This is a genomic window from Silicimonas algicola (genome assembly GCF_003148765.1).
In the GTDB taxonomy this organism is placed as follows: domain Bacteria; phylum Pseudomonadota; class Alphaproteobacteria; order Rhodobacterales; family Rhodobacteraceae; genus Silicimonas; species Silicimonas algicola.
The window spans coordinates 66,564-92,671 of record NZ_QGGV01000001.1 but is presented as its reverse complement, the minus strand read 5'-3'; the positions used below and the strand labels follow the sequence as shown (position 1 = coordinate 92,671).

Annotated in this window: 22 protein-coding genes; 14 read left to right on the top strand and 8 right to left on the bottom strand. The window is 66.0% G+C overall.

The window, feature by feature from the left end:
* Positions 1-215: 215 nt before the first annotated feature.
* From C8D95_RS00390 to C8D95_RS00375, 4 genes are all read right to left on the bottom strand, one after another.
* Entirely contained in the window at positions 216-2,252 is a 2,037-nt protein-coding gene (locus C8D95_RS00390; RefSeq protein ID WP_109757184.1) for a methyl-accepting chemotaxis protein, read from the bottom strand.
* Between the two features lie 133 nt (positions 2,253-2,385).
* Entirely contained in the window at positions 2,386-3,792 is a 1,407-nt protein-coding gene (gene glnA / locus C8D95_RS00385) for a type I glutamate--ammonia ligase (protein WP_109757183.1), read from the bottom strand.
* A gap of 36 nt (positions 3,793-3,828) precedes the next feature.
* Positions 3,829-4,167 carry a P-II family nitrogen regulator gene (locus C8D95_RS00380; RefSeq protein ID WP_109757182.1) on the bottom strand — a complete coding sequence of 113 codons (339 nt, stop codon included), beginning with the start codon at positions 4,165-4,167 and terminating at the stop codon, positions 3,829-3,831.
* A 159-nt stretch (positions 4,168-4,326) separates the two neighbouring features.
* Positions 4,327-4,719: a hypothetical protein gene (locus C8D95_RS00375; protein ID WP_109757181.1), complete on the bottom strand. Its 393-nt coding sequence runs from the start codon at positions 4,717-4,719 to the stop codon at positions 4,327-4,329.
* Between the two features lie 75 nt (positions 4,720-4,794).
* Between C8D95_RS00375 and C8D95_RS22400 the strand changes: the two genes are divergently transcribed.
* Complete coding sequence (locus C8D95_RS22400; RefSeq protein WP_241239770.1) at positions 4,795-6,579, top strand: NAD(P)H-hydrate epimerase; 1,785 nt, start codon at positions 4,795-4,797, stop codon at positions 6,577-6,579.
* On the opposite strand, the gene C8D95_RS22695 is transcribed toward C8D95_RS22400, so the two are convergent.
* Positions 6,580-6,702, bottom strand: a complete 123-nt coding sequence (locus C8D95_RS22695; RefSeq protein ID WP_277601031.1) for a hypothetical protein — start codon at positions 6,700-6,702, stop codon at positions 6,580-6,582.
* Positions 6,703-6,860: 158 nt separating this feature from the next.
* On the opposite strand from C8D95_RS22695, the gene C8D95_RS00365 reads away from it, so the two are divergent.
* The 5 genes from C8D95_RS00365 to C8D95_RS00345 all read left to right on the top strand — a co-directional run bounded on the left by C8D95_RS00365 (position 6,861) and on the right by C8D95_RS00345 (position 13,265).
* Positions 6,861-8,072, top strand: coding sequence for an SAM-dependent methyltransferase (locus tag C8D95_RS00365; protein WP_109757180.1), 1,212 nt, complete (start codon positions 6,861-6,863; stop codon positions 8,070-8,072).
* Between the two features lie 6 nt (positions 8,073-8,078).
* Positions 8,079-8,525 carry a TrgA family protein gene (locus C8D95_RS00360; protein WP_109757179.1) on the top strand — a complete coding sequence of 149 codons (447 nt, stop codon included), beginning with the start codon at positions 8,079-8,081 and terminating at the stop codon, positions 8,523-8,525.
* Positions 8,522-9,637, top strand: a complete 1,116-nt coding sequence (locus C8D95_RS00355) for an NUDIX domain-containing protein (protein WP_164721549.1) — start codon at positions 8,522-8,524, stop codon at positions 9,635-9,637. Before C8D95_RS00360 ends, C8D95_RS00355 begins: the two co-directional genes overlap by 4 nt.
* Positions 9,638-9,862: 225 nt before the next feature.
* A complete protein-coding gene (locus C8D95_RS00350; RefSeq protein WP_109757177.1) occupies positions 9,863-10,891 on the top strand; it encodes a cysteine synthase A in 1,029 nt (342 codons plus the stop codon).
* Positions 10,892-10,895: 4 nt separating this feature from the next.
* Positions 10,896-13,265: a DUF3772 domain-containing protein gene (locus tag C8D95_RS00345; RefSeq protein ID WP_109757176.1), complete on the top strand. Its 2,370-nt coding sequence runs from the start codon at positions 10,896-10,898 to the stop codon at positions 13,263-13,265.
* Here C8D95_RS00345 and rhaI read toward each other — a convergent pair.
* A complete protein-coding gene (gene rhaI / locus C8D95_RS00340) occupies positions 13,262-14,536 on the bottom strand; it encodes an L-rhamnose catabolism isomerase (protein ID WP_109757175.1) in 1,275 nt (424 codons plus the stop codon). The genes C8D95_RS00345 and rhaI overlap by 4 nt on opposite strands.
* Positions 14,537-14,560: 24 nt before the next feature.
* The gene (locus C8D95_RS00335; protein ID WP_109757905.1) at positions 14,561-16,663 is read right to left on the bottom strand and encodes a bifunctional rhamnulose-1-phosphate aldolase/short-chain dehydrogenase; all 2,103 of its coding nucleotides are present in this window, start codon (positions 16,661-16,663) and stop codon (positions 14,561-14,563) included.
* Between the two features lie 186 nt (positions 16,664-16,849).
* Between C8D95_RS00335 and C8D95_RS00330 the strand changes: the two genes are divergently transcribed.
* The 8 genes from C8D95_RS00330 (at position 16,850) to xylB (ending at position 25,457) form a co-directional block, all read left to right on the top strand.
* Positions 16,850-17,650 (top strand): DeoR/GlpR family DNA-binding transcription regulator, encoded by an 801-nt coding sequence (locus tag C8D95_RS00330; RefSeq protein ID WP_109757174.1) that lies wholly within the window; start codon positions 16,850-16,852, stop codon positions 17,648-17,650.
* A 39-nt stretch (positions 17,651-17,689) separates the two neighbouring features.
* Entirely contained in the window at positions 17,690-18,688 is a 999-nt protein-coding gene (gene rhaS / locus C8D95_RS00325) for a rhamnose ABC transporter substrate-binding protein (protein ID WP_109757173.1), read from the top strand.
* A gap of 54 nt (positions 18,689-18,742) precedes the next feature.
* Positions 18,743-20,281 (top strand): sugar ABC transporter ATP-binding protein, encoded by a 1,539-nt coding sequence (locus C8D95_RS00320; RefSeq protein ID WP_109757904.1) that lies wholly within the window; start codon positions 18,743-18,745, stop codon positions 20,279-20,281.
* Positions 20,278-21,258, top strand: coding sequence for an ABC transporter permease (locus C8D95_RS00315; protein WP_109757172.1), 981 nt, complete (start codon positions 20,278-20,280; stop codon positions 21,256-21,258). Before C8D95_RS00320 ends, C8D95_RS00315 begins: the two co-directional genes overlap by 4 nt.
* On the top strand, positions 21,255-22,241 hold the full coding sequence (locus C8D95_RS00310; RefSeq protein WP_109757171.1) for an ABC transporter permease: 987 nt from the start codon (positions 21,255-21,257) through the stop codon (positions 22,239-22,241). The genes C8D95_RS00315 and C8D95_RS00310 overlap by 4 nt, the downstream gene beginning before the upstream one ends.
* A complete protein-coding gene (gene rhaM / locus C8D95_RS00305) occupies positions 22,241-22,555 on the top strand; it encodes an L-rhamnose mutarotase (RefSeq protein ID WP_109757170.1) in 315 nt (104 codons plus the stop codon). The genes C8D95_RS00310 and rhaM overlap by 1 nt, the downstream gene beginning before the upstream one ends.
* Positions 22,552-23,919: an FGGY-family carbohydrate kinase gene (locus C8D95_RS00300; RefSeq protein ID WP_109757169.1), complete on the top strand. Its 1,368-nt coding sequence runs from the start codon at positions 22,552-22,554 to the stop codon at positions 23,917-23,919. Before rhaM ends, C8D95_RS00300 begins: the two co-directional genes overlap by 4 nt.
* Before the next feature lie 65 nt (positions 23,920-23,984).
* Complete coding sequence (gene xylB, locus C8D95_RS00295; RefSeq protein ID WP_241239769.1) at positions 23,985-25,457, top strand: xylulokinase; 1,473 nt, start codon at positions 23,985-23,987, stop codon at positions 25,455-25,457.
* On the opposite strand, the gene C8D95_RS00290 is transcribed toward xylB, so the two are convergent.
* Complete coding sequence (locus tag C8D95_RS00290) at positions 25,454-26,104, bottom strand: class II aldolase/adducin family protein (protein WP_109757168.1); 651 nt, start codon at positions 26,102-26,104, stop codon at positions 25,454-25,456. The genes xylB and C8D95_RS00290 overlap by 4 nt on opposite strands.
* Between the last annotated feature and the right edge of the window lie 4 nt (positions 26,105-26,108).

Sequence of the window (26,108 nt, the reverse complement as noted above, 5' to 3'; positions counted from 1 at the left end):
GACAGGGCTACGGCGGCGACGGCGGCCCGCGGCGCGCCGCGGGAACGTGCCGACCGCGTCACGCGCGGCGACGAGACACGCGCGGCAGTCCGGGACGGAGCCGGAAGGATAGACCGGAAGAACGTGGCCGGAAGGACGTGCCCCGAGAGCCGACTCGTCCTGCCCCGAAGATCGGTGCGACCGCTGCCCTCCGCCTTCGCCGCGGAGACTGCGCCTCAAGCCACCTGCCTGGCCTCTTCCGCGCCGGGGCGGGCGACGTCGAAGTAGCTGACCTCGTGGTTCATCTCGTTGACGGACAAGCGGAGGCTCTGAGCCGAGGCGTTCGTCTCCTCGGCCATCGAGGCGTTGTGCTGGACGGCGCGATCCAGGTCGTCGATGGCGTTGTTCAGCTCCGACAGCCCGGTCGCCTGCTCGTTGGCCGAGTGCGAGATCTGCGAAATGCTCTCGTCGATCGAGACCATCATCTTCGCGATCTTGTCCAGCACCGCGCCCGTCTGGCCGACGAGCTTGACGCCTTCGTCGACCTGCTTTTCCGACGTGGTGAGGAGGTCCGCGATCTCCTTCGCGGCCTCGGACGACCGTTGCGCCAGCGCGCGCACCTCCGAGGCGACGACGGCGAAGCCCCGCCCCGCGTCGCCCGCACGCGCGGCTTCGACGCCCGCGTTCAGCGCCAGAAGATTGGTCTGGAAGGCGATGTCGTCGATCACGCTGGTGATGGAGGAGATCTTTCGTGATGATTCGGCGATGGCATCGACGGCGCGCACTGTCGCGCCAACGATCTTCGAGGATTCCTCGGTGTCGCGGCGGGCTTCCGAGGCCTGCAGGTTGGCCTTCGAGGCTTCGCCGGCTGCGTTCCTCACCGACGTCGAAAGCTGCTCCAGCGCCGCGGCACTCTGCTCCAGCGTGGCCGCCTGCTGCTCGGTCCGGCGGGCCAGCTCGTCCGTCGCCTGGTCGATCACGTTGGTTTCCTCGTCGATGCGCCGCGACCGCTCGATCACGCCCATCATCACGTCCTGCAATCGTTCGACCGAGGCGTTGAAGTCGGTCCGCACGCCGTCCATCTCGCGCAGGTCGGTGGTCAGGCGCACCGACAGGTCGCCGGCCGACAGCCTGTGCAACCCGTCCTTCAACGTGGTCGACAGAAGCTGCGAGACGGTCGTGTCGACCGCGTACTTGACCACCTTCGTGACGCGGCCCGAGGCGTCGCGGATCGGGTTGTAGCTGGCGCGGATGAAGACCTGGCGCCCTGCCTTCCCGACGCGCTCGAAGTCGCCGCTGAACTGCTCGCCCGCCGCGAGCCGACCCCAGAAGGCCTGGTAGTCCGCGCCGGCGGACTGCTCTGGAGGGACGAACATGCTGTGATGCTTGCCCACGATCTCGGCCGCATCATAGCCCAGGGCCGTGCAGAAATTCTCGTTGGCGCGAAGGATCTGTCCGTCGGGCGAGAATTCGATCACCGCCTGGACCTTCTGGATGGCCTCGATCTGGCTTTTCGCGTCCGCCGACACGTTCTTGGACTCGGTCACGTCGAACCCGTACTTCACCACCTTGAAGGGGCGCCCTTCGGCGTCGCGCAAGGTCTCGTAGGTCGCGCGAAGCCACACCGGTTCGCCGGACTTCGAGACGCGCATGACCTCGCCGTATTCGGATGCGCCGTTCGCCAGCCGCTGCCAGAAGGCGGCGTAGTCCGGCGTGTCGGCCTCTCCGGCCGGCATGAAGATGCGGTGGTGCTTGCCCACGACCTCTTCCCGAAGGTAGCCCGTGGCGGCGAGGAACAGCGGGTTCGCGTCGAGGATCTTGCCGGTGAGGTCGAACTCGATCGTCGCCATCGACGACTTGACCGCGTCGGTGTGCCCCCGGTTGTCGCGCCGGCGCAGGTGGAACTCAGTGATGTCCCGCGCGAGGATCAGGGTCTCCCCACTGCCTACGGCGAGATACCCCACGTCCAGCCAGACCTCCGACCCGTCCTTGCTCAGGCGCGGGCAGATCAGGTTGACGTCGCGGCCCGCCGCGATCTCGGGTCTCAGCTTGCCCGTGACCCAGGCCTGGTCCTTCTGCCGGACGAGCCTGAGATAACTCTGCCCGGCCAGCTCACCGGGCGCATAGCCGAAGGAGGCCTCATAGGGGCCGTTCACTTCGACGAACCTGCCTTCCGCATCGAGCCGCGCCACGAGATGCGAGCGGCGGATCGCGTCAAGCTCGGATGGACGGGGCGAGGCGCCTTCGGGCTTCTTCCTGGAAAACGGGAACATTGGATCACTCGGGCTGTGGACGGTCACGCCCTCATAACCCCGACGTCTTACCCGAAGGTTGCCAGCGTCCGCCGAGACGAAAAAGGGGCGCTCCCGCAGGAACGCCCCATCGCACCTTGCCGAGAGGGAAGGCTCAGCAGCTGTAGTACATCTTGAACTCGATCGGGTGCGGCGTGTGCTCGAAGGCATAGATCTCTTCCCACTTGAGATCCATGTAGCCCTCGATCTGGTCGCGGGTGAACACGTCGCCCTGAAGCAGGAAGTCCATGTCGGCCTCAAGCTCGCCCAGCGCCTCGCGCAGGCTGGCGCAGACGGTCGGGATGCCCTCCAGCTCTTCCGGCGGCAGGTCGTAGAGGTCCTTGTCCATGGCCTCGCCCGGATCGATCTTGTTCTTGATGCCGTCGAGACCGGCCATCAGAAGCGCCGAGAACGCCAGGTAAGGGTTCGCCGACGGATCGGGGAAGCGGGCCTCGATGCGCTTGGCCTTCGGGCTTTCGGCCCACGGGATCCGGACGCAGCCCGAGCGGTTGCGGGCCGAATAGGCGCGCAGGACGGGGGCCTCGAAGCCGGGGATCAGGCGCTTGTAGCTGTTGGTCGACGGGTTCGTGAAGGCGTTCAGGGCCTTGGCGTGCTTCAGGATGCCGCCGATGTAGTACAGCGCCTCCTGGGACAGGTCGGCGTACTTGTCGCCCGCGAAGAGCGGCTTGCCGCCTTTCCAGATCGACATGTTGACGTGCATGCCGGTGCCGTTGTCGCCCGCTATCGGCTTCGGCATGAAGGTCGCCGTCTTGCCGTAGGCGTGCGCCACCTGGTGGATGACGTACTTGTACTTCTGGATCTCGTCGGCCTGGTGGGTCAGCGTCCCGAAGATCAGCCCCAGCTCGTGCTGGCACGAGGCGACCTCGTGGTGGTGCTTGTCGACCTTCATGCCCATGCGCTTCATGGTCGACAGCATTTCGGACCGCAGGTCCTGGGCGTCGTCGATCGGCGGGACGGGGAAGTAGCCGCCCTTCACGCCGGGACGGTGGCCCATGTTGCCCATCTCGTAGTCGGTGTCAGTGTTCCAGGCCGCGTCGATGGCGTCGACCTCGTAGGACACCTTGTTCATCGACACCTTGAACCGGACGTCGTCGAAGATGAAGAACTCGGCCTCGGGGCCCATGTAGGCGGTGTCGCCGATGCCGCTGGACTTCAGGTAGGCTTCCGCAAGCTGCGCGGTGCCGCGCGGGTCGCGGTTATAGGGCTCTCCGGTGTCGGGTTCGACGACGGTGCAATGGATCGCCAGCGTCTTCTCGGCGAAGAACGGGTCCATGTAGGCCGAGGTCGCGTCGGGCATCAGCTTCATGTCGGACTGGTCGATCGACTTCCAGCCGGCGATGGACGAGCCGTCGAACATGAACCCGTCGTCCATGAAATCGGCGTCGACCTGGTCGGCCATGACGGTCACGTGCTGCAACTTGCCGCGCGGATCTGTGAAGCGGATGTCGACGTATTCGACGTCCTCGTCCTTGATCGTCTTCAAGACGTCCTTGTTGCTCATGAGAAAGACCCTTCCCTTTCGTGGTCCTGATATGTGTTACAGCGCGTCCGTGCCGGATTCGCCGGTGCGGATGCGGATGGCCTGGCTGACGTCCGAGACGAAGATCTTGCCGTCGCCGATCTTGTCCGTCTTGGCCGCCGCGATGATCGCCTCGATGGCGGGCTCGACCTGCTCGTCGGGCAGGACGACCTCGATCTTCACCTTGGGCAGGAAGTCGACGACGTACTCGGCGCCGCGATAGAGTTCCGTGTGGCCCTTCTGCCGTCCGAAGCCCTTGACCTCGAGGACGGAAAGACCCTGAACGCCGATGTCCTGCAGCGCCTCCTTCACCTCGTCCAGCTTGAACGGCTTGATGATGGCCTCGACTTTCTTCATGGCACCGACTCCCTTGGGGCGTTTCCGGCGTGAGACCACGCGCCGCGCGCGGTCACAATCGGTGCGGGCAAGGGCACCGATGGCCGGAGTCCGGTTTGTCCGGCCAATGCACAAAAAACAGGCATCATGCCCGAAGATGCGGCGAAATTGAAACGGCTGTCAAACGATGCAGTCGGGCCATGCCGGGCGGAAGCCGTCGAGGCTCGCCGCGACCAGCGCGTCGAACGCGCCCTGTGCGTCCGCGCCACCCGCGACGAAGGGCCGCTGGCGAAAGCCGGGCGGCCAATCGAGCCGCACGACCGCGCGCATTCCCTTGCCGCCACCACTCGCGTTTCCGTAATCGAGGTCGAGGACCGAGAACTGCCCGCCGCAGCCCGGTGTAAGGTGCCCGTTCAAGGCCGCGCCCAGCTTCTCCATCAGGTCGGGAAACTTCGGAGGCGGCTTTTCCTTCTTGCGCCGGCGTTTCTTGTCCTTCGCCTGCGCGAAGACGGCCGACGGCGCAATCAGGCTCGCCGCGAGAAGGGCGCCGGTCTGGCGTCGTGTCAGTTTCATGGCCGCACTCTGGACCGGCCGGCGCGCGGAGTCCACGCTTGCCAGGCGACCCGCGATTGCCCAGAACCTGTGAGCATGACCGAACTCCTGACCGCCGCGCAGATGCGCGCCATCGAACAGGCCGCCATCGCTTCCGGCGAGGTGACCGGCCTCGAACTCATGGAGCGCGCCGGCCGCGGCGTCGTCGAGGCGATCTTCGAGGAATGGCCGGAGCTTGCGACGACCTCGCACAAGGCCGTGGTGCTCTGCGGACCGGGCAACAACGGCGGCGACGGCTTCGTCGTGGCGCGGTTGTTGAAGGAGTGGGGCTGGGAGGTGGAGGTGTTCCTCTACGGCGACCCCGAGAAGCTACCGCCGGATGCAAAGGTGAATTATGAGCGGTGGGGGGAGTTGGGGGAGACCTTCGCGTTCTCCGGAACATTCTATCACCCTGAGCGCCGCGTCGCGTACCCGGACGTTTTTTTCGATGCACTTTTCGGAATTGGACTTACGCGGCCTGTCGATCTAGGGGAAGAATACGCTGACACAGCGGAAAGCGTCCCTGGCGACGGACTTCGCGGCAACCTTAGGCACGTCGCAATCGACATACCAAGCGGCTTGTGCTCCGACAGTGGAAAAGTGCTGGGAGCACCCTTCCTTGCAGATATGACTGTGACGTTTCATGGCTTTAAGCACGGTCACCTATTGGACTTCGGTCCTACCCTTTCCGGAAAGGTCATTTGCAAGGACATCGGTCTGCCCGCCGGTGTAGGGTCCGGCGCTTTTGGCAATTTTCCCTACTCTGACAGAGTTACATCGGCTTTTGATCGTGAGCTTCAATTCGATCAGGTGATGCGGCTTGCAAAAACGAGGGTCAAGACCCCTCACGACGACGTCCACAAATACACCCACGGCCACGCCCTGATCCTCTCCGGAGGTCCCGGCAAGACCGGCGCCGCCCGCCTTGCCGCCCGTGGCGCATTGCGCATCGGCGCGGGCCTCGTCACCGTCGGCTGCCCGCAGACCGCACTTTGGGAAGTCGCCTCGCAGGTCACGGCCATCATGTGCCGCCCTCTCGACGGCGCCCCTGGTCTGACCGAAGCGCTCGAGGACGAGCGGATAAACGCGCTCTGCCTCGGTCCCGGCCTAGGCCTCGGCGCCGACACCCAGGCCCTCGTCCTGGCGGCACTGAAGGCGACCGCGCCGCGAGGCCCCGGATCCAGTCCGGGGCAGGACCGCTCCGAACATAACCCCGCTGCCCCGGCCCCCGAGCCGGGGCCCCGCCCCACCAGCACCGCTGCCCCGGCCCCCGAGCCGGGGCCCCGACCCGCCAGCACCACCCCCCCGGCCCCCGAGCCGGGGCCCCGCCCCGCCAGAGCCGTCGTCCTCGACGCCGACGCCCTCACCCGATTCGAGCGCAACCCGCAGGTCCTCTTCGACGCGCTCCATCAAGGCTGCGTCCTCACCCCTCACGCCGGCGAGTTCAAACGCCTCTTCCCCGACATCGCCGAGAAACTCGACGCCCCCGCGACGACAGGCCCCGCCTATTCCAAGGTCGACGCCACCCGCGAAGCGGCAAAACGCGCAGGCTGCACCATCCTGTTCAAAGGCCCCGACACCGTGATCGCTCATCCGTCCGGGCAATGTTCCATCAACTCCAGCGCATACGAGCGCGCCGCGCCCTGGCTCGCCACCGCAGGCTCGGGCGATGTGCTGTCCGGCATGATAACCGGCCTCCTCGCGCGCGGCCTGCACCCCTTCGACGCCGCCGGCACCGCCGCCTGGCTCCACACCGAATGCGCGCTCTCCTTCGGCCCCGGTCTCATCGCCGAGGACATCCCCGAGGAACTGCCGAAGGTCTTCCGCGCGCTCGGCCTTTGATCAGCGCCGCGCCGCGATTTCGCTCGGCGCACCGCTCCAGAGCGTCGAGCTGTCGGCCACGGCAAGCGCCGACGCCAGCGCCAGCGCTGCCATTCCGGCCAGGGTCAGGGTCGTCCGTGCCATGCCGCACCTCTTTTCCGATTGCCCGACTGATACGCACCGTGCCGCCCCTTCCGTCGCGCCAAGCTGTCGCACCTCCCGGAAGCCACGGAAAATCAAGAAAAGGTTGATGAACTGGTCCGTTCGGCTAGGTTCAGCGGAACGACACCGGGGGAAAGCAAATGGATCCGATCACGACGCTGGACGGCCAGCGGGATCTGCCGCGCTATTTCGCAGCCGCCTTCAGCCTCGCCGGAAAGCTCCGAAATGGCCGCCTCGACTTCCGGATGCCGGATGGACGTCTGTTCCGCGTCGAGGCTCCGAACCCCGGTCCGGTCGCCGAGATCGTCATCCACAACCCCGACACCTTCGCGCGCCTCATCCGCGAGGGCGACCTCGGCTTCGCCGACGCCTATCTCGAGGGCTGGTGGTCCACCCCCGACCTCCAGGCCTTCATGGACGTGGTCCACGCCGACAACGACGAGGTCTATCACAGCTTCGGCGGTCTCCAGATCATGCGGCTGTGGGAACGCCTGCGACACTGGATGAACCGCAACACCAGGGAGCGGGCGAAGAAGAACATCTCCTACCACTACGACCTCGGCAACGAGTTCTACTCCCTCTGGCTCGACGACACGATGACCTACTCCTCGGCCCTCTTCGAGACCGGCCAGGAAAGCCTGGAACGCGCCCAGACCCGCAAGTATCAAAGCATGGTCGACCAGATGGGCGTCGCCCCCGGCGCCCACGTCCTCGAGATCGGCTGCGGCTGGGGCGGTTTCGCCGAATACGCCGCGCGCGAACGCGGCCTCCGCGTCACCGGCCTGACCATCAGCCGCGAACAGCACGACTACGCCCGCTCCCGGATCGAACGCGCCGGCCTCTCCGACCGCGTCGACATCAAGCTCCAGGACTACCGCGACGAGCGCGGCACCTACGACGGCATCGCCTCGATCGAGATGTTCGAGGCCGTCGGCGAGAAATACTGGCCCGTCTACTTCCAGACCGTCCGCGACCGCCTCAACGCCGGCTGCAACGCCACGCTCCAGATCATCACCGTCGAGGACAAGCGCTTCGAGACCTACCGCAAGGGCGTCGACTTCATCCAGAAGTACGTCTTCCCCGGCGGGATGCTCCCCTCGCCCAGCGCGCTGCGCGCCGAGATCGAGCGCGCGGGCCTCGGCGTCCTCAGGTCCATCGAGTTCGGCGAGAGCTATTCCCAGACCCTGCGTCGTTGGCACGACACGTTCAATGAATGCTGGTCCGAGGTATCGTTGCTCGGATTCGACGATCGCTTCCGAAGAATGTGGAACTTCTACCTTACATCTTGCGCGGCAGGATTTCATGCCGGATCAATCGACGTCACGCAGATAACGGTCAACAAACCGGGATAGTGACGCATGCCCACGGGCGGAAAACTGATCGCCGCGCTCAGCTTCGCGGCCCTCGCCTACTTCATCTCCGACTTGATGAAACCCATTCTCATGGACACCGAAGGCACGCGCGTCGGCTGGCTCTCGCCGCTCAACGCATGCGTCGGCTTCGTCATGGGCTGGACGATCCTCGGCAACGGATCGGGCAAGACCTACCGCCAGTCCTTCGGCTTCGGCCTGACGACGCTCGCCGCGACCTTCTTCTGGGTGTTCATCGTCTGGTCCGGCTACAAGATGCTGTCGCGGTCGGTCCAGCTTCGCTATGACGGCCCGATGGAGGCGCTCCAGCAGATGGCGCAGCTTTGCGTGGATTACGCCAAGCTCGTCGCGACGCAGGAGATCCTGATCCCCGCCATCGTCGGCGCCCTGTTCATGTCCTGGCTCACCGAGTTCTTCGCCCGCCGCTGGTCGTGAGCCAGTCGGTCTTCTTCTACGGCACGCTTCGGGACCCGGCGCTCCTCGCCCTCGTGGCGGGGCGCGAGGTGTCGGCGCGGCCCGCCAGCCTTCCCGGCTTCCGCACGGCGCAGGTCGAGGGGCACGACTTCCCCACGCTCGTCGCCGACGATGACGCCACGGCCGAAGGCCTCCTGGCCGAGGTTGATGCCCGCGCCCAGGCGCGGCTGGACTTCTACGAGCTGGGCTTCGGCTACGACCTGCGTCCCGTTTCGGTGCGGACAGACAAGGGCGCCGCGGTCGCTCTGGTTTATTTTCCCGAACCCGGTCTCTGGAAGCCCGACGGCGCGTGGTCGCTCGACGGATGGCAGGCAGACGGCGCCCCCCTCGCCCGCGCCGCGGCCGAGGAATACATGCGCCTCCACGGCGTGATGGACCCCGCGTCCGCCGCCCGCGCCTTCGACCAGATCCAGATGCGGGCCGGCGCGCGGCTCCGCGCCGCCGAGGCGCCGACGCCCGCGCCTCTTCCGCCCGCGATGTCGGCCAAAGACGTGCGGATCGCCGAGACGCGCCAGCCCTACACCGCCTATTTCGCCGTCCGCGAGGACGTGCTGACCTTCCCCCGCTTCTCGGGTGGTCACAGCGCGCCCGTGCTGCGGTCCTCGTTCCAGGGCGGCGACGCGGTGACGGTGGTGCCCTACGACCCCGCGACCGACCGCCTGCTCGTCGTCCGCCAGTTCCGGCACGGGCCCTTCACGCGCGGCGACGCAAACCCCTGGACACTCGAACCGGCGGCGGGACGCATCGACGCGGGCGAGACGCCCGAGCAGACTGCCCGGCGCGAGCTTCTCGAAGAGACCGGGATCGAGGCGGGCGCACTGCACCTCATCAGCCGCTACTACCCGTCGCCCGGCGCCTTCAACGAATACCTCTGGAGTTACGTCGCCATCGCCGACCTCTCGGCTCAGGACGGCCGCATCGCGGGTCTCGAAGGCGAGAACGAAGACATCCTCTCCCACGTTCTCGGTTTCGACGAGGCGATGGCGATGGTCGAGACCGGGGCAGCCAACACCGCGCCGCTCGTCCTCACGCTCTTCTGGCTCGCCGCGAACCGCGACCGGCTGCGCGGCTGAGGGGCACGCGGTCCCGTCGAACCTGTTCCTGCCGCCCTCACCGCACCGAGGGATGCACCGACGTGATACCGACGCGATACCGACGCGATACCGATACACCGGATCCGCCGTCCGACGCGGCCGACTCAGGTCGCCCCGCGCTCCGCGCTGCCAGTTAACTTCTACTTGCATTGAAACCCGTTCCCGGCCCGACTAGGACAGAGGCAAGCCCTTCCGGGAGACGCCATGACCATCCGCCGTGACCTCGCCGACGCCATCGGCCATACCCCCCTGATCCGCCTCGCCGGTCCCTCCGAAGAGACGGGCTGCGATATTCTGGGAAAAGCCGAATTCCTGAATCCCGGCCAGTCCGTCAAGGATCGCGCCGCGCTCTTCATCATTCGCGACGCCGTGGCGCGGGGCGAGTTGAAGCCGGGCGGGACCATCGTCGAAGGCACCGCGGGGAACACCGGCATCGGCCTCGCCCTCGTCGGCGCCTCGATGGGCTTCCGCACCGTCATCGTCATTCCCGAGACGCAGAGCCAGGAAAAGAAGGACATGATCCGCCTCTGCGGCGCCGAGCTTGTGCAGGTCCCGGCGGTCCCCTACTCGAACCCCAACAACTACGTCCGCTACTCCGAGCGTCTGGCGGCGAAGCTGGCCGAGACCGAACCGAATGGCGCGATCTGGGCCAACCAGTTCGACAACACCGCCAACCGCCAGGCCCATGTCGAAGGCACCGGCCCCGAGATCTGGAAGGAGACGGGCGGCACCGTCCACGGCTTCACCTGCGCCGTCGGTACAGGCGGAACTCTTGCCGGCGTGGCCGAGGTGCTTCAGCCGAAAGGCGTCAAGGTCGCCCTGTCCGATCCCTACGGGTCGGGGCTCTACAAGCTCTACACGGGCGAAGAGCCGCCCTCCGGCGACTCGATCACCGAGGGCATTGGCCAGGGCCGCATCACCGCCAACCTAGACGGCTTCACCCCCGACGCCGCCTACAAGATCTCGGACGAGGAAGCCCTGCCCATCGTCTTCGATCTGCTTGAAAAAGAAGGCCTTTGCCTTGGCGGATCGAGCGGGATCAATATCGCCGGCGCGATGCGCATGGCCCGCGAAATGGGTCCGGGACACACCATCGTCACCATCCTCTGCGACTACGGCAACCGCTACCAGTCCAAGCTGTTCAACCCGGCTTTCCTTGCCGACAAGGGCCTGCCGGTGCCCGGGTGGCTGGACGGCGAAAGCCGCGCGCTGCCGGGCGTCTACGAAGGCTGACGTCATGCTCCGCCGCGCCTTACGCGTCCTGGCGATCCTGTCCCTGGTCTGGACCTGCCTTGCGCTGCCTCTCGCCGCGCAGGACAATCTCGACTTCGACAGCTTCTCCGGCTTCGCCGACACCGTCGAAGGCGTCATCGAGACACGCGAGGCGACGGACGACGAATTCCGCGCCCTGCGCTCCCAGCTCGTCGACTGGCGCGCGGGCTTCGCCGATGCGCAGGACGTCAACTCGGCCCGCATCGCCTCGCTCGAGGCCCAGCTCGACGCGCTCGGACCCGCCCCCGCCGAAGGCGAGACGGAACCCGAAAGCCTCGCCTCCCGCCGCGAGGCGCTGAACTCCCAGCTCACCGCCGCACGGGCGCCGCGTCTGGAAGCCGAGGAGGCGGCCGCCCGCGCCACGTCGCTGATCGGCCAGATCGACACCACGCTGCGTGCGCGCCAGACCGACGCGCTCTTCGAACTCGCCCGAACGCCGCTCGATCCCACCCTGTGGAGCGGGGCGGTCGCCTCTGGCCTGCGCGTGATCGACACTATCCGCACCGAGGCCACGGCCCGCCTGTCCGAACCCAGCACGACGGGCCTCTGGCAGCGCCTCGCCCTCGCCGCCGCCCTCCTGGTCTTCGCCGCTTTCCTGATCGCCCGCGGCCCCCGCGTCGTCGAGCGCTTCCTCGCCCGAATCGAGACCCGCGCCGGCGAGCACGGCCGCATCGTTTACGGTTTCCTCCTCTCCTTCGGTGGCGTCCTCATGGCGATGGCCGGCGTTTCCCTCATCAACGCCGCCCTCATCACCACCGGAATCCTCGGCCCCATCGGCCAGGCGACGGCCATCGGGATCAACGCCGCCATCCTGTCATCCGCCATCGCGCGATGGCTCGGCGGGCGCATCTTCCCCGAGCGCGACGCGATCCCCTCGCCCCTCGACCTCACGGAACGGCAGAGGGCGAAAGGTCGCTTCTTCTCTACCCTGCTTGGCGTTCTTGCCGGCCTCGCCGTCATCCTGCGCGTCGTCGCCAGCCGCGCCGAAATCGCGCCGGACTATGTCGGCGTCATGGGCCTGCCGCTTCACCTGGCGACGGGTTACGTGCTGTTCCGGCTCGGCAAACTCCTGGTCCACGGCGGAGCGGTCGGCGCGGACACCGAGGTCACCATCGCGCATCACGCGGCCCGCATCCTCGGGACAGCGGTGCAGGCGGTCGGAGTCATCGGACCCCTTGCCGCGCTCGTCGGCTTCCGCGCTCTGGCTCAAGAGCTGATCGCTCCGACGGCCGCCACACTCGCTCTTCTCGCCTTCCTCGCCAGCCTCCACTTTGCGGTCCGAGGCGCCTTTGCCATCGCCCGCGGTCTTGACACCAAACAGGCGCAGCAGGCCCTTGCTCCGGTCCTCATCAGCCTCGGACTCACCCTGGCTGCGATCCCGGTCCTCGCCCTCGTCTGGGGCGCCGAACCGTCCGATCTGGGCGAAGCCTGGACGCGGTTCCGGACCGGGTTCAAGTTGGGCGACACCACGATCTCGCCCGGTGATTTCATTACCTTCATCGTGGTTTTCGCCATCGGCCTTGCCGTGACGCGGCTGTTCCAGGGCACACTGAAAACCACCGTGCTGCCTCGCACCAAGCTCGACCGCGGCGGCCAGAATGCCATCGTGTCGGGCCTGGGCTACCTCGGGCTGACGCTGGCGGCCGTCATCGGCATATCGGCGGCGGGCATCGACCTGTCGTCTTTTGCCATCGTCATCGGCGCGCTTGGCGTCGGCATCGGCTTCGGGCTTCAGAACATCGTCAACAACTTCGTGTCGGGAATCATCCTTCTGATCGAGCGTCCTATCAGTGAGGGCGACTGGGTCGAAGCCGGCGGCCAGATGGGCGTGGTCAAGGCGATCAGCGTCCGGTCGACCCGGATCGAGACCTTTGACAAGCGCGACGTGATCGTCCCGAACGGCGACCTCATCTCGGGGACCGTGACCAACTGGACCCACGGCAACTCGATGGGGCGCGTGATCGTGCCGGTGGGCGTGGCCTATGGAACCGACACCCGCAAGGTCGAACGGATTCTCAAGGAGGTCGCCGAGGCGCATCCGATCGTCGCCGTAAGTCCGGCGCCGAACATCCTCTTCATCGGCTTCGGCGCCGACAGCATGGACTTCGAGATCCGGGCGATCCTGACCGACGTGTCCTTCGTCGTGACCGCCAAATCCGACATGAACCACGAGATCGCCCGACGCTTCGGCGAGGAAGGCATCGAGATCCCCTTCGCGCAGCGCGACATCTGGCTTCGCAATCCCGAGGCCCTGGTGCAGGCGACAACCGAACCGCGCCCGCCTTCCGACGCGCTCGATCCTGCCCTCGTCGGCCCCGACCCGGACGGCGACTAGACGATGCCGCCACCAGCGCCAGTGACGGCGGCGCGTTCCGCTGCAACCTTCGCGCGATAGCCGGACGCACGGAAGGCGGCGACAGGGTCGATTGCGCCGCCTGCCTCCATCCGCGCCATGGCGAGGATCGGTTCGACATCGGTGCGGAACGCGGCCTTCAGGGTCTGCGCCGCCATCAAGGCATCATTGTCGCCCTGGAACCCCCGTAATGCGGCGCGGTCGACCAACAGCGCCTGCGCATATGCCCGACGCACCTCGGAGGCCGACATCATCAGGCTTTCCATCGGGTCCGTCACGTTGTGGCTCTGGTCCAGCATGTGCGCGGGCGCGAAACCGGGACGGTCTTCCGCCTCCACCAGTTCGTTGAAGACGAGGAACAGCCGGAACGGGTCGATGGACCCCGTATCGAGGTCATCGTCGCCGTACTTGGAATCGTTGAAGTGGAATCCGCCCAGCTTCCCGAACCGGATCAGGCGGGCGACGATCATCTCGATGTTCACCGTCGGCGCATGGTGACCGAGGTCGACGAGGCACTGCGCCTTCTCGCCCAGCTCCTGCGCGATGAGATAGTTGGTGCCCCAATCCTGCACGACGGTCGAATAGAAGGCGGGCTCGTAAATCTTGTGCTCGGTGAACAGCCGCCAATCGTCGGGCAGGCCTGCATAGACCTGCTTCATGGCATCCAGATAGCGGTCGAATTGGCGGGTGAAGTCGGTCTGACCGGGGAAGTTGGAGCCGTCGCCGATCCAGACCGTCAGGGCGGTCGAGCCGATGCTCTTGCCGATGTCGATGCACTCGAGGTTGTGCTCGATGGCCTGAGCACGGGTCGAGGAATCGACGTGCGAGAGAGAACCGAACTTGTAGGAACGAGGATCGCCTACGTGATCCTGGAACGTGTTCGAATTCATCGCGTCGAAGCCCAGTCCCACCTCCTCGGCCTTGGCGTTGAGGTCGGCGGCCGGCGCCTTGTCCCAGGGGATGTGAAGCGAGACGCTTGGCGTCGCGCAGGTCATCTGATGGATCACGCCGCAGTCGTCGAGCTTGTCGAAGATACCCCTCGGCTCTCCCGGTCCCGGGAAGCGGGCAAAGCGCGTACCCCCTGTTCCCACGCCCCAGGAGGGAATGGCGACGCCGTAGGCCGCGACCTTGTCCCTGACGCGCCCGATGTCCATGCCGCGCCGGTCAAGATGGTCGCCGAGCGCCTCGTAATCCGCCCTGAGCGCATCCTCACGCGCGGCGTTCTCGCTCTCGATCAGGCCTTTGTCGATCATGGTCCTCTCCCCCCGCCGCCCGCCTCAGCGGGTGAAGGCCTCCTTGTTGCCTGCGTCCACGTTGACGATGTTGCCGGTCGACTTGGCCGAGAGGTCCGAGGCGAAGAAGTAGGCCGCCTCGGCGATGTCCTCGGGCAGGACCGAGAGCTTCAGCATCGAGCGGTTGCGGTACATCTCCTCAAGCCCCTCCTTGTCGGTCTTGTAGGTCGAGGCGCGCTGCTCCAGCCACTCGCCCTCCCAGATCTTCGAGCCCTTCAGCACCGCGTCCGGATTCACCACGTTGACCCGGATGCCGGCGTCCGCGCCCTCCAGCGCCAGGCAGCGGGCCAGGTGGATCTCGGAAGCCTTCGCGGTGCAATAGGCCGAGGCGTTCGGGCTGGCGGCGAGGCCGTTCTTCGACGCGATGAAGACGATGGAGCCCCCGATGCCCTGCGCGCGCATGGTTCGGAACGCCTCGCGGCTCACCAGGAAATAGCCCGTCGACAGGATCTCCATGTTGCGATTCCAGAGGTCGAGCGTCGTCTCTTCAACCGGTGCCGACGACGCGATCCCTGCGTTCGACACGAGGATATCGAGCCCTCCGAATTCCACGGCCGTCTCGGCGAAGGCGCGCGCCACGCCGGCCTCGTCCGTCACGTTCATCTCGACCGCGCAAACCACGTCCCGCCCGTGCCGCTGGACCAACCGTTCCTTCGTCGAAGCCAAAGCCTCCGCGTCGATGTCGGCCAGGACCACGCAGGCACCCTCCGCGAGATATTTCTCTGCCGTGGCCGACCCGATCCCGCCGGCCCCGCCGGTGACGAGCGCCACTCGCCCGGCCAACGCCTTGGGTTTTGGCATCCGCTGGAGCTTCGCTTCCTCCAGAAGCCAGTATTCTATGTCGAAGGCTTCCTGCTCCGGCAGCCCCCGGTATTCGCTGACCGCCGACGCGCCACGCATGACATTGATGGCGTTGACGTAGAACTCGCCCGAGATCCGCGCGGTGGCCTTGTCCTTGGCAAAGGTGATCATGCCGACGCCGGGGACGAGATAGACCACGGCGTTCGGGTCGCGCAGCGCCGGGCTGTCGTCGTGCCTGCACCTTTCGTAGTAAGCCGTGTAATCCTCGCGGTAGGCTGCGACCTGCGCGCGAAGGCCGTCCAGCACCTGATCGAGGTTCTTCTTCGCCGGATCGAAGGCCACGACCAGCGGGCGGATCTTGGTGCGCAGGAAATGGTCGGGGCAAGAGGTGCCGAGCGCCGCGAGCGGCTCCATCTCACGCGCGTTGACGAAATCCAGCACCGTCTCGCTGTCGTCGAAGTGTCCCACCATCCGATGTTGGCCCGAGACCATCCCACGGATCGCCGGCATCAGCCGCGCGGCAACGGTGCGACGTTCGCCTTCCGGCAGGCTCTCGTGAACCGCGCCCCCGAAGGCCGGTGCACCCTCTGTGCGGTCGGCGAACCAGTCCATCGCGCACTGGATGGTGGCCAGCGTCAGGTCGTAGCACTCGCGCGCATCGTCGGCCCAGGTGAACAACCCGTGGCTCTCCAGCACGACGCCCTTCGCGTCGGGGTTCTCCAGGCAGAATTTCTCCAGCCAGAGCCCCAACTCGTATCCTGGCCGCTTCCAAGGCAGCCAGCCGATCTCGCCTCCGAATATCTCCCGCGTCAGCGCCTCCGAACCGGCCGAGGCGGCGATAGCGATGATGGCGTCGGGGTGCATGTGGTCGACGTGCTTCTTCGGGACATAGGCATGGAGCGGCGTGTCGATGGAGGCCGCGCGCGTGTTCAGCGCGAAGGTGCAATGCGGCAGGTAGCCCACCATCTCGTCCTCGTGCTCGAGGCCGCGATAGAGACCCTTAAGCGCGCGCAGCTTGTCCATGTAGAGCGTGGCGAAGCCGTCCAACTTCATCGTGCCGACGTCGCCGCCCGATCCCTTGACCCACAGCACTTCGACCGTCTCGCCCGTGAGTGGATCGCGCTCCGTCACCTTGGCCGAGGTGTTGCCGCCGCCGTAGTTCGTGATCCGCTTGTCCGAGCCGAGGAGGTTCGAGCGGTAGAGCAGCTTTTCGGATTCGCTCATCCCCGCCGCACGGCTTTCGTCCCAGAGGTTTTCAAGCCGCTGTTCTCCAGCGTTTTTCAGCATCAAGCCCTCCCGGAGACGCGGCCGCGCCTGCATGACAGTTGCCGCAAGGCTGCTCAGGCTGCGGCGGATTGTCAATCACAAACGATCATAACCGTTCATGCTGCGGCGCAGAATGATTGAATATGACGATTGTTGATTGACACACTTAGGGAATCCCCACAACGTCACCGATCAGGGAGGGCTTCGATGCACGAGACGGAACGCCACCGGATCATTCTGTCGGCAGTGCAGGAGCGCCCGGTCGCAACCGTGATCGACCTCTGCTCCCTTACCGGCGTATCCGAGGCGACCATCCGGCGCGACATCGCCACGCTCCATATGCAGAAGAAGCTGCGCCGTGTACGGGGCGGGGCCGAGGCGATCAGCCCGCCCCAGTTCGTCGGCCTCGCCGGCAGGCCTTTCTCGGTCAACCAGGCGCTTCACGCCGCAGAGAAGCAGGCGATAGCCCGCGCCGCCGTCGACCTTTGCCAAGACGGCGAGTCGATCATCATCAATGGCGGCACGACCACCTTCCAGATGGTCCATCCGCTTGCCTCGCGGCGGATGCAGGTCTTCACCAACTCGTTCCCGATCGCCGAGCACCTGCTCAAGCACTCGAAGAACACGATCATGCTCTCCGGCGGTGCGATCTACCGCGAGCAGAACATCATCCTGTCGCCTTTCGACAACGACGTGACCCGCAACTTCTACGCCCGCCGCATGTTCATGGGCGCGCAGGGCCTCGGTCCTCTCGGGCTCATGGAGGCGGATCCTCTGCTGATTCAGGCGGAACAGAAGCTGATCGGACAGGCGGACGAACTGGTCGTCCTCGTCGACAGCTCGAAGTTCGAGAACCGCTCGAGCCTCGTCCTGTGTCCGCTGGAGCGGATCGACGTGGTGATAACCGACGATGGAATTTCCGACCGCGCAGCAGCGTTGCTGGACGCGGCGGGCATACGACTGATCGTGGCGCAGGCTGGCGCTGCGGCGGAAAGGGGGACGGCCTGAGACGGCCGGACCGATCGTTCACCTTTGGGAGGTAAGACCATGAGCATCACCAGAAGACTACTGGGCGGCAGCGCCCTCGCGGCCATGATCCTGGCCGGAAGCATGGCGCAGGCGCAGGACAAGGTGCGCATCGCCCTCGTCGTCAAGGCGCTTGGCATCGGCTTCTTCGAAGCCGCGGCGGAAGGCGCCGAGGAAGCCGCGGCAGAACTCGGCAACGTCGAGATCATCTATACCGGCCCGACCGACACCACGGCCGAAGGCCAGATCGAGGTCATCAACAGCCTGATCGCACAGCAGGTCGACGCCATCGCGATCTCGGCCAACGACCCCGACGCCCTGGTCCCCGCGCTGAAGAAGGCGATGGACCGCGGTATCACTGTCATATCGTGGGATTCGGGCGTGGCGCCCGAGGGGCGCGAGATGCACCTCAACCCGTCGTCCAACGCTCTGATCGGCAACATGATCATCAAGCTCGCCGCAGACGAACTGCCGGACGGCGGCAAGGTCGCCGTGCTCTCCGCCTCGGCCACCGCGACGAACCAGAACACCTGGATCGCCGAGATGGAAAAGGTTATGGGCGACTACCCCAATATCGAAGTGGTCGGCACCGTCTACGGCGATGACCTCGCCGACAAGTCCTACCGCGAAGCGCAGGGATTGATGCAGACCTACCCCGACCTGAAGGCGATCATCGCACCGACCTCCGTCGGCATCGTCGCCGCCGCGAAGGCGGTCGAGGACGCGGGCAAGGCGGGGGAGATCAACGTCACGGGCCTGGGCCTTCCGTCCGAGATGGCAGGCGCCATCCAGTCGGGCGCGTCCAAGTCCTTCGCGATCTGGAACCCTATCGACCTCGGCTACTCGGCCACGATGCTGGCCTATAACCTGGCCACCGACGCCGCCGAGGCGGGCCCGGGCGCCGAGATCCCCATGGGTCGGATGGGCACGCTGACACTGGACGACAACGCCGAGGGGGCGATGGCCGATCCCTTCGTCTACGACGCCTCGAACATCGACCAGTTCAAGGAAATCTTCTGATTGTCCGTCCGGCGCGGGGCCGCCCTCGCGCCGGACACATTCCGGAACCCGCACATGCGTCACGCCGCCGACACCGTCCCGGCCGAGGTTCTCGGTCTGCCTGTCCTCACGCTTGAAGGGATCACCAAGTCCTTTCCGGGCGTGAAGGCTCTCTCCGAGGTGGCGCTCGAGCTCTACCCCGGCCAAGTGACGGCGCTCGTGGGAGAGAATGGCGCGGGCAAGTCCACCATCGTGAAGGTGCTGACCGGCATCTACCAGCCCGACGCCGGCACGATCCGGCTGGACGGGCTGCCGGTGACCTTTCCGACGGCTCGCGCCGCGACCGAAGCAGGGATCACGGCGATCCATCAAGAGACGGTCCTCTTCGACGAGTTGACCGTCGCCGAGAACATCTTCATCGGCCATGCGCCCCGCACCAGGTGGGGTCTGATCGACTGGCCCGAACTGCGCCGCCGCGCAGTCGAGATCCTCGACCGGATCGATGCTAGGCTTGATCCGATGATGCCGCTCAAGGAGTTGGGCATCGCCAACAAGCATCTCGTTGCCATCGCCCGTGCGCTTTCAATCGATGCGCGCGTGGTGGTGATGGACGAACCGACCGCTGCCCTTTCGCAAAAAGAGATCGAGGAGCTTTACGATCTGGTCGAACGTCTGAAAGCCGAGGGCCGCGCCATCCTCTTCATCAGCCACAAGTTCGACGAGATCTTTCGCATCGCGGACCGCTTCACCGTCTTCCGGGATGGCGCTCTGGCCGGCTCGGGCCTCATGTCCGATGTGAGCGAGAGCGAGTTGGTCCGGATGATGGTCGGTCGCTCGGTCGATCATATCTTCCCCGCGCGCGACAAGGCGCCGGGGCGAGAGGTCTTGCGCGTCGAGGGTTTGTCGCACCCCACCGAGTTCGACGACTTGTCCTTCACGCTGTGTGAGGGCGAAATCCTCGGCTTCTACGGCCTCATAGGATCGGGCCGCTCGGAGCTGATGCAGGCGATCTTCGGAATTACTCGGGCCTCGAGTGGCACGGTCTCGCTGGATGGCGCGGCCCTTAACATTCGCGCGCCCGCCGACGCGATTGCCGCCGGCATCGTCTATGTGCCGGAAGATCGCGGCAAGCAGGGCGCCGTCATCGGCCTGCCGATCTTTCAGAACATCACGCTTCCCTCGCTGGACCAGACCTCGCGGCAGGGATTCCTGAAGCTCGCTCGGGAGTTCGCTCTGGCCCGGACTTATGTCGAGCGGCTGGAGCTTCGCGCCGCCAGCCTGGATCAGGACGTTGGCAACCTGTCGGGCGGCAACCAGCAGAAGGTCGTTATCGCCAAATGGCTGGCGACGAAGCCACGCGTCATCATCCTGGACGAGCCTACCAAGGGGATCGACATCGGCTCCAAAGCCGCCGTCCACGCCTTCATGGCGGAACTGGCTGCGGAAGGCCTGGCGGTGATCATGGTTTCGTCCGAGATCCCCGAGATCGTCGGCATGTCGGACCGGGTCATCGTCATGCGCGAAGGGCTTATGGCGGCCAAAGTGAAAGGTGACGACCTGACGCCCGAGGTGCTGGTGCGCCACGCGGCGGGGATCGCGGGGGCGTCCGGATGACTTACCTGCTCAAGTCCCGCGAGGCGCTTCTGGTCGGTGTGATCCTCGTCCTTGTCGCGCTTATTGCCGGGCGCTTTCCGGCCTTTGTCTCGCCCGGAAACCTCGCCCGCGTTTTCAATGACACGGCGCCGCTCATCATCCTGGCACTTGGCCAGACCGTCGTGATCCTGACCCGCTGCATCGACCTCTCGGTGGCGGCGAACCTGGCGCTGACGGGCATGGTCTGCGCGATGCTAAACGTCGCCATGCCGGACCTGCCGATCCCCGTCATCCTTGGGCTCGCGCTCGCGCTCGGCGCAACCATGGGGGCGATCAACGGCCTCCTCGTCTGGCTTTTGACCATTCCCCCGATTGTCGTGACGCTCGGCACCATGACGATCTATCGCGGCACCATCTTCCTGATCTCGGACGGCCAGTGGGTCAACGCCCACGAGATGAGCGCAGCCTTTACCGGGTTTCCGCGCTCCGTCCTCCTGGGTCTGCCGATGCTGTCGTGGATCGCGATCCTCGTGGCGGCGACATTCCTCCTCGCAGTCCGCCTGACACCGCTTGGTCGCGCGTTCTATGCCGTGGGCGGTAATCCTCACGCTGCGGTCTACACGGGTCTCGACGTCGGCCGGACGCAGTTCTGGGCCTTCGTGATCTCGGGCACGCTCGCTGGCCTGACCGGCTATCTCTGGGTCGCGCGCTATTCGGTCGCCTACGTCGACATCGCCGGGGGGTTCGAGTTGGAAGTGGTCGCGGCCTGCGTCATCGGCGGAATTTCCATCGCGGGAGGTGCGGGCACCATCGCCGGAGCTATCCTCGGCGCGCTGTTCCTCGGGATCGTCAAGAATGCGCTTCCGGTCATCGGCGTTTCGCCGTTCTGGCAGATGGCGATCTCGGGCACGGCCATCGTGATCGCCGTCGCGTTCAACGCCCGTGTCAGCCGCGCGAAGGGCCGCATCATCCTCAAGCGCGCCGAGGGCCACGCATGACCGACGCCACCGCCCGACATATCCCCGACCGGCTGGTCAGCCCCGCCGCCCGCCTCCTGAAGAGCTGGGAGACGCTGCTTCTGGCCGTGGCGCTGGCGATCTTTGTCGCGAACAGCCTCGCCTCGCCCTACTTCCTGAACGCCTGGAACCTGTCCGACGCCACATTCAACTTCACAGAGAAGGCGATGATCGCCTTCGCGATGGCACTTCTCATCATCTCGGGCGAGATCGACCTCTCCGTCGCCTCGATCATCGCCCTGGCATCTACCGCCATGGGCGCGGCGGTACAGGCTGGTGCGGGCACACCTGTCCTCGTCGGCATCGGCCTCGGCACGGGGCTCGCCTGCGGAGCGGTAAACGGGATTCTCGTCACGCGGATGGGTCTGCCGTCAATCGTGGTGACGATCGGGACGATGAGCCTCTTTCGCGGGATCAGTTACATCGCGCTCGGCGACAAGGTCTACAAGGGCTATCCCTCCGACTTCGGCTACTTCGGACAGGGTTATGTCTGGTGGGTCTTCTCGTTCGAGCTGGTGCTTTTCGCGATCCTCGCGGTCGTCTACGGCGTCCTGCTGCACAAGACTAACTTCGGCCGCGCGGTCTATGCCATCGGGAACAACCCCACGGCGGCCCTCTTCTCGGGCATCCGGGTGCAGAGGGTGAAGTTCATCCTCTTCCTGCTCACCGGCCTCATGTCCGGCATCGCCGCAATTTGCCTGACCTCGCGCCTTGGCTCGACGCGCCCCTCCATCGCCTTCGGATGGGAGTTGGAAGTGGTGACGATGGTCGTGCTGGGGGGCGTCAATATCCTGGGCGGGTCGGGCACGATCCCGGGCGTCGTAATCGCGGCTTTCGTCATGGGGCTCGTTACCTTCGGGCTGGGGCTCCTCAACGTCCCGGGGATCGTCATGTCGATCTTCATAGGCTGTCTTCTGATCGGGGTGATTGCCCTGCCCCGGCTCTGGACGATGTGGAGAGGGTGATGGAGAAGTACGCCTTCCGGATGCGCCTCAATCCCGGCATGAGGAACGAGTATCTGAAGCGCCATGACGAGATATGGCCCGAACTGGTGACGCTTCTGAAGGATGCAGGCGTGTCCGACTATTCCATCCACCTCGACGAGGAGACGAACAGCCTCTTCGGGGTACTGTGGCGGACCGACGATCACGGCATGGACGCCCTGCCGTCGCACGAGGTAATGCAGCGGTGGTGGGCGCACATGGCCGACATCATGGAGACGAAGCCGGACAACGAGCCCGTCGCGGTGCCGCTGGAAACCGTCTTCCACATGCCATGAGGCACGTCGCCGTCATCGACATCGGCAAGACCAATGCCAAGGTTGCGCTGGTGGACCTCGACACCATGTCCGAGGTCGCTGTCGTCACGAGGCCCAACACGGTGCGCACCGGGCCTCCCTGGCCGCACTTCGACCTCGACGGGCACTGGTCCTTCATTCTCGAGGCGTTGCGCGCGTTTCACGACGCGCATGGGATTGAGGCGATCTCGGTCACGACCCACGGGGCATCGATCGTGCTGGTGGACCGGGAAGGAAGACTGGCGACACCCATGCTGGATTATGAGCATCAAGGGCCGGACGAAGTGGCCGCCGAGTACGACGCCATCCGGCCGCCCTTTGAGCAGACCGGCTCGCCGCGACTGTCCGCAGGTCTGAACGTCGGCGCGCAGCTTCACTGGATGCTGAAGACCGACCCCGGCCTGCGGGACCGGACCGCGCTTGTCCTGACCTATCCGCAGTACTGGAGCTTCCGGCTGACCGGAGTTGCGGCGACGGAGGTCACCTCGCTTGGCTGTCATACGGATCTCTGGAACCCGTCAGAAGGCAAGGAATCGGCCTTGCTGGCAACGCTCGGTTTGGAGAACAAGCTTGCGCCGCAGCGTCCGGCGCGGGACGTTCTAGGGACAATCCTTCCCGACGTCGCGGCGCGCACCGGACTTCCGGCCACCACGCCTGTCCACTGTGGGATCCACGACTCGAACGCATCCCTCTTGCCCTACGTCCTGGGAAAGACGCCGCCTTTCTCTGTCGTCTCTACCGGCACTTGGGTGATCGAAATGAGCATGGGAGGCGAGGCCTTGGCGCTTGATCCGGCGCGGGACACGCTGGTCAACGTCAACGCCCTTGGCGCTCCCGTCCCCTCGGCCAGGTTCATGGGGGGCCGTGAGCACGATATCGTCTCGCGCGGGTCGCCTGCACCCGCGACGTTGGCTGCCTTGTCCGATGTGATCATCGAGGGTGTCATGCTGATGCCGTCCGTGGTGCCCGAGACGGGGCCGTTTCAGGGCCGAGCCGCGTACTGGGTCGGGCGCGAACCATCTATCGGAACTTCCGAACGAGCGGCAGCGCTCGGCGCCTATCTGGCTCTGATGACGGCGGAAGGACTGACGTTGACCGGCCACCGGGGCGACGTGGTGGTCGAAGGCCCGTTCGCGCGGAACGAGGCATATCTCGCAATGTTATCAGCTGTCACGGGATCGCTCGTCCTTCCTTCGCGTGGGTCGACCGGCACAAGTCAGGGCTGCGCGCTTCTTGCCCTGCCCGACGGCGGTGTGACCTTACCTGAGACAACTCCGGTCGATCGTCGGGGAGACGCCGATCTCATCGCATATGCCGACGCATGGCGCAGGCTGGCGCGGGCCTGAGGATCCGGGCCTAGGCAAGGCCTTCCCCCCGCACTAAGGTCGCGCCGAAATCAAGGGAGACACACATGGCGACGGGCGGCATCTGGCTGGGCATCGACCTCGGCACATCGGGCGTGAAGACCCTGATGATGGACGGGGACCAGCGCGTCGTCGCCACGGCGCATGCGCCGCTCGACGTCGACCGACCCCGCCCCGGCTGGTCGGAACAGGACCCCGCACAGTGGTGGAGTGCGACCGAGGCCACGCTCGACGAATTGGCCCGCACTCAACCGGAACGCATGGCGCGTGTCCGCGGTATCGGTCTGTCGGGACACATGCACGGTGCGACGCTTCTCGGCGCCGACGACCGCGTGCTGCGGCCCTGCATTCTGTGGAACGACGGGCGCTCGGCCGAGGAATGCAGCATTCTCGAGGACAAGGCCGACTTCCGCGGGATCGGCGGCAACCTCGTCATGCCCGGCTTCACCGCGCCCAAGCTCGAGTGGGTCCGGCGTCACGAACCCGAGGTTTTCGAGCAAGTCGCGAAGGTGCTTCTGCCGAAGGACTATCTGCGGCTTCTTCTCACCGGCGAATACATCTCCGAGATGTCCGACAGCGCGGGCACGCTCTGGCTCGACGTGGGCCGCCGCTGCTGGTCGCCCGAGCTTCTGGCCGCGACGGGGCTGGACGAGGGACAGATGCCGTCACTTGTCGAAGGCTCCGAACCGGCGGGTCGCCTCCGTTCCGAGTTGGCGCAGAGGTGGGGCATGGCCAAGCCTCCAATCGTCGCGGGCGGCGGCGGCGACAATGCGGCGTCCGCTGCGGGCGTGGGGGCGGTGAAACCGGGCGCAGGCTTTGCTTCTCTCGGAACGTCCGGCGTTCTCTTTGTCGCGACCGACGGCTTCGCGCCGAACACGGCCCAGGCGGTCCACGCCTTCTGCCACGCCGTTCCCGACGTGTGGCACCAGATGGGGGTGATCCTCTCGGCGACCGACACGCTGAACTGGTTGTCGCGCATCACCGGACGCGAGCCTTCAGCGCTGACCGACGGTATCGATGCGACGACGCCTGCCAGGGCCGTGCTGACCTTTCTGCCCTATCTGTCGGGCGAACGGACGCCCCACAACGATGCCGGCGCCCGCGGCGCCCTCGTCGGCATGAGCCAGGCAACCTCGGTCGAGGACATCGCGCGTGCCGCGCTCGAGGGCGTAACCTATGCCTTCGTCGACAGCTTCGATGCCTTGGCGGCGGCCGGCACACGCCCAGAGCTGGTCTATGCCATCGGCGGCGGCGCCAGGTCGCTGGCCTGGGTCCAGATGATCGCAGACGCCTCCGGATCGCCGCTGCATCTTCCCACGGCAGGCGACTATGGCGCGGCCTTCGGCGCGGCGCGGCTGGGCTATTGCGCGGCGGAGGGAGCCGACCCGCTCGAGTTCTGCGCACCGGCCCCGATCGAGCGGACGATCGAGCCGAACGCGGTAATGGCCGCCTATCACGCCGATAATCTGGCGCGGTACCGAGCGCTATACCCCGGCACTCGGCCCGTCCTTCCGGCCTAAGACTTGAGGCCGTAATCAGCGAAGGCGGCAAGCGTCTCGGCGATCTCCGCATCCGACAGGATGACGGGCTCGCCGGCCTGCCGGGCCACGACGAATTGCCGCGCGAGGGTCTCGAGTTCCGTCATGCGCCACATCGCCTTGTCCAGCGTGTCGCCAAGCGCGATGGCGCCGTGGTTCGCCAGAAGGCAGGCAGTGCGGTCCCGAAGGGCATCCAGGACCAAAGCGGATAGGTCGGCGCTCCCGTAGCGCGCATACCCCGCACATCGCACGGTCGAGCCGCCGAAGGCCGCGACCATGTAGTGACAAGCGGGAATCTCCATCCTGGCGACGGCGAGCGCCGTGGCATGGGTCGGATGCGCATGGACAACCGCCCCGATCTCGCTTCGTGCGTTCAGGATGTCGAGGTGGAAGCGCCACTCGGTCGAAGGGGGTCTTGGTCCCGTCCATGCTCCGTCTCCCGCGAGCGGCATTCGGGCGATCATGTCCGGCGTCATGGATAGGTAAGGCGTTGCGGAAGGCGTAATGAGCATGTCGCGGCCCGAACGCACCGACAGGTTTCCGGAGGTCCCAGTCGTCAGGCCGCTTGCAGTCATTTCGAGGCAAGCCTCGATGATCGATGTGCGCAAGGAGAGGTCGTCGTCGCTCATATCC

Bases quoted from the DNA above. Each gene is read 5' to 3' on its own strand.
- C8D95_RS22400 (WP_241239770.1), top strand. From the start codon at position 4,795: ATGACCGAACTCCTGACCGCCGCGCAGATGCGCGCCATCGAACAGGCC.
- C8D95_RS00300 (WP_109757169.1), top strand. From the start codon at position 22,552: ATGAGGCACGTCGCCGTCATCGACATCGGCAAGACCAATGCCAAGGTT.
- rhaI (WP_109757175.1), bottom strand. From the start codon at position 14,536: ATGATCGACAAAGGCCTGATCGAGAGCGAGAACGCCGCGCGTGAGGAT.
- C8D95_RS00365 (WP_109757180.1), top strand. From the start codon at position 6,861: ATGGATCCGATCACGACGCTGGACGGCCAGCGGGATCTGCCGCGCTAT.
- C8D95_RS00335 (WP_109757905.1), bottom strand. From the start codon at position 16,663: ATGCTGAAAAACGCTGGAGAACAGCGGCTTGAAAACCTCTGGGACGAA.
- C8D95_RS00375 (WP_109757181.1), bottom strand. From the start codon at position 4,719: ATGAAACTGACACGACGCCAGACCGGCGCCCTTCTCGCGGCGAGCCTG.
- glnA (WP_109757183.1), bottom strand. From the start codon at position 3,792: ATGAGCAACAAGGACGTCTTGAAGACGATCAAGGACGAGGACGTCGAA.
- C8D95_RS00345 (WP_109757176.1), top strand. From the start codon at position 10,896: ATGCTCCGCCGCGCCTTACGCGTCCTGGCGATCCTGTCCCTGGTCTGG.
- C8D95_RS00390 (WP_109757184.1), bottom strand. From the start codon at position 2,252: ATGTTCCCGTTTTCCAGGAAGAAGCCCGAAGGCGCCTCGCCCCGTCCA.
- C8D95_RS00310 (WP_109757171.1), top strand. From the start codon at position 21,255: ATGACCGACGCCACCGCCCGACATATCCCCGACCGGCTGGTCAGCCCC.
- C8D95_RS00330 (WP_109757174.1), top strand. From the start codon at position 16,850: ATGCACGAGACGGAACGCCACCGGATCATTCTGTCGGCAGTGCAGGAG.
- C8D95_RS00315 (WP_109757172.1), top strand. From the start codon at position 20,278: ATGACTTACCTGCTCAAGTCCCGCGAGGCGCTTCTGGTCGGTGTGATC.
- rhaS (WP_109757173.1), top strand. From the start codon at position 17,690: ATGAGCATCACCAGAAGACTACTGGGCGGCAGCGCCCTCGCGGCCATG.
- xylB (WP_241239769.1), top strand. From the start codon at position 23,985: ATGGCGACGGGCGGCATCTGGCTGGGCATCGACCTCGGCACATCGGGC.
- C8D95_RS22695 (WP_277601031.1), bottom strand. From the start codon at position 6,702: ATGGCACGGACGACCCTGACCCTGGCCGGAATGGCAGCGCTGGCGCTG.
- C8D95_RS00350 (WP_109757177.1), top strand. From the start codon at position 9,863: ATGACCATCCGCCGTGACCTCGCCGACGCCATCGGCCATACCCCCCTG.
- C8D95_RS00320 (WP_109757904.1), top strand. From the start codon at position 18,743: ATGCGTCACGCCGCCGACACCGTCCCGGCCGAGGTTCTCGGTCTGCCT.
- C8D95_RS00360 (WP_109757179.1), top strand. From the start codon at position 8,079: ATGCCCACGGGCGGAAAACTGATCGCCGCGCTCAGCTTCGCGGCCCTC.
- rhaM (WP_109757170.1), top strand. From the start codon at position 22,241: ATGGAGAAGTACGCCTTCCGGATGCGCCTCAATCCCGGCATGAGGAAC.
- C8D95_RS00380 (WP_109757182.1), bottom strand. From the start codon at position 4,167: ATGAAGAAAGTCGAGGCCATCATCAAGCCGTTCAAGCTGGACGAGGTG.
- C8D95_RS00290 (WP_109757168.1), bottom strand. From the start codon at position 26,104: ATGAGCGACGACGACCTCTCCTTGCGCACATCGATCATCGAGGCTTGC.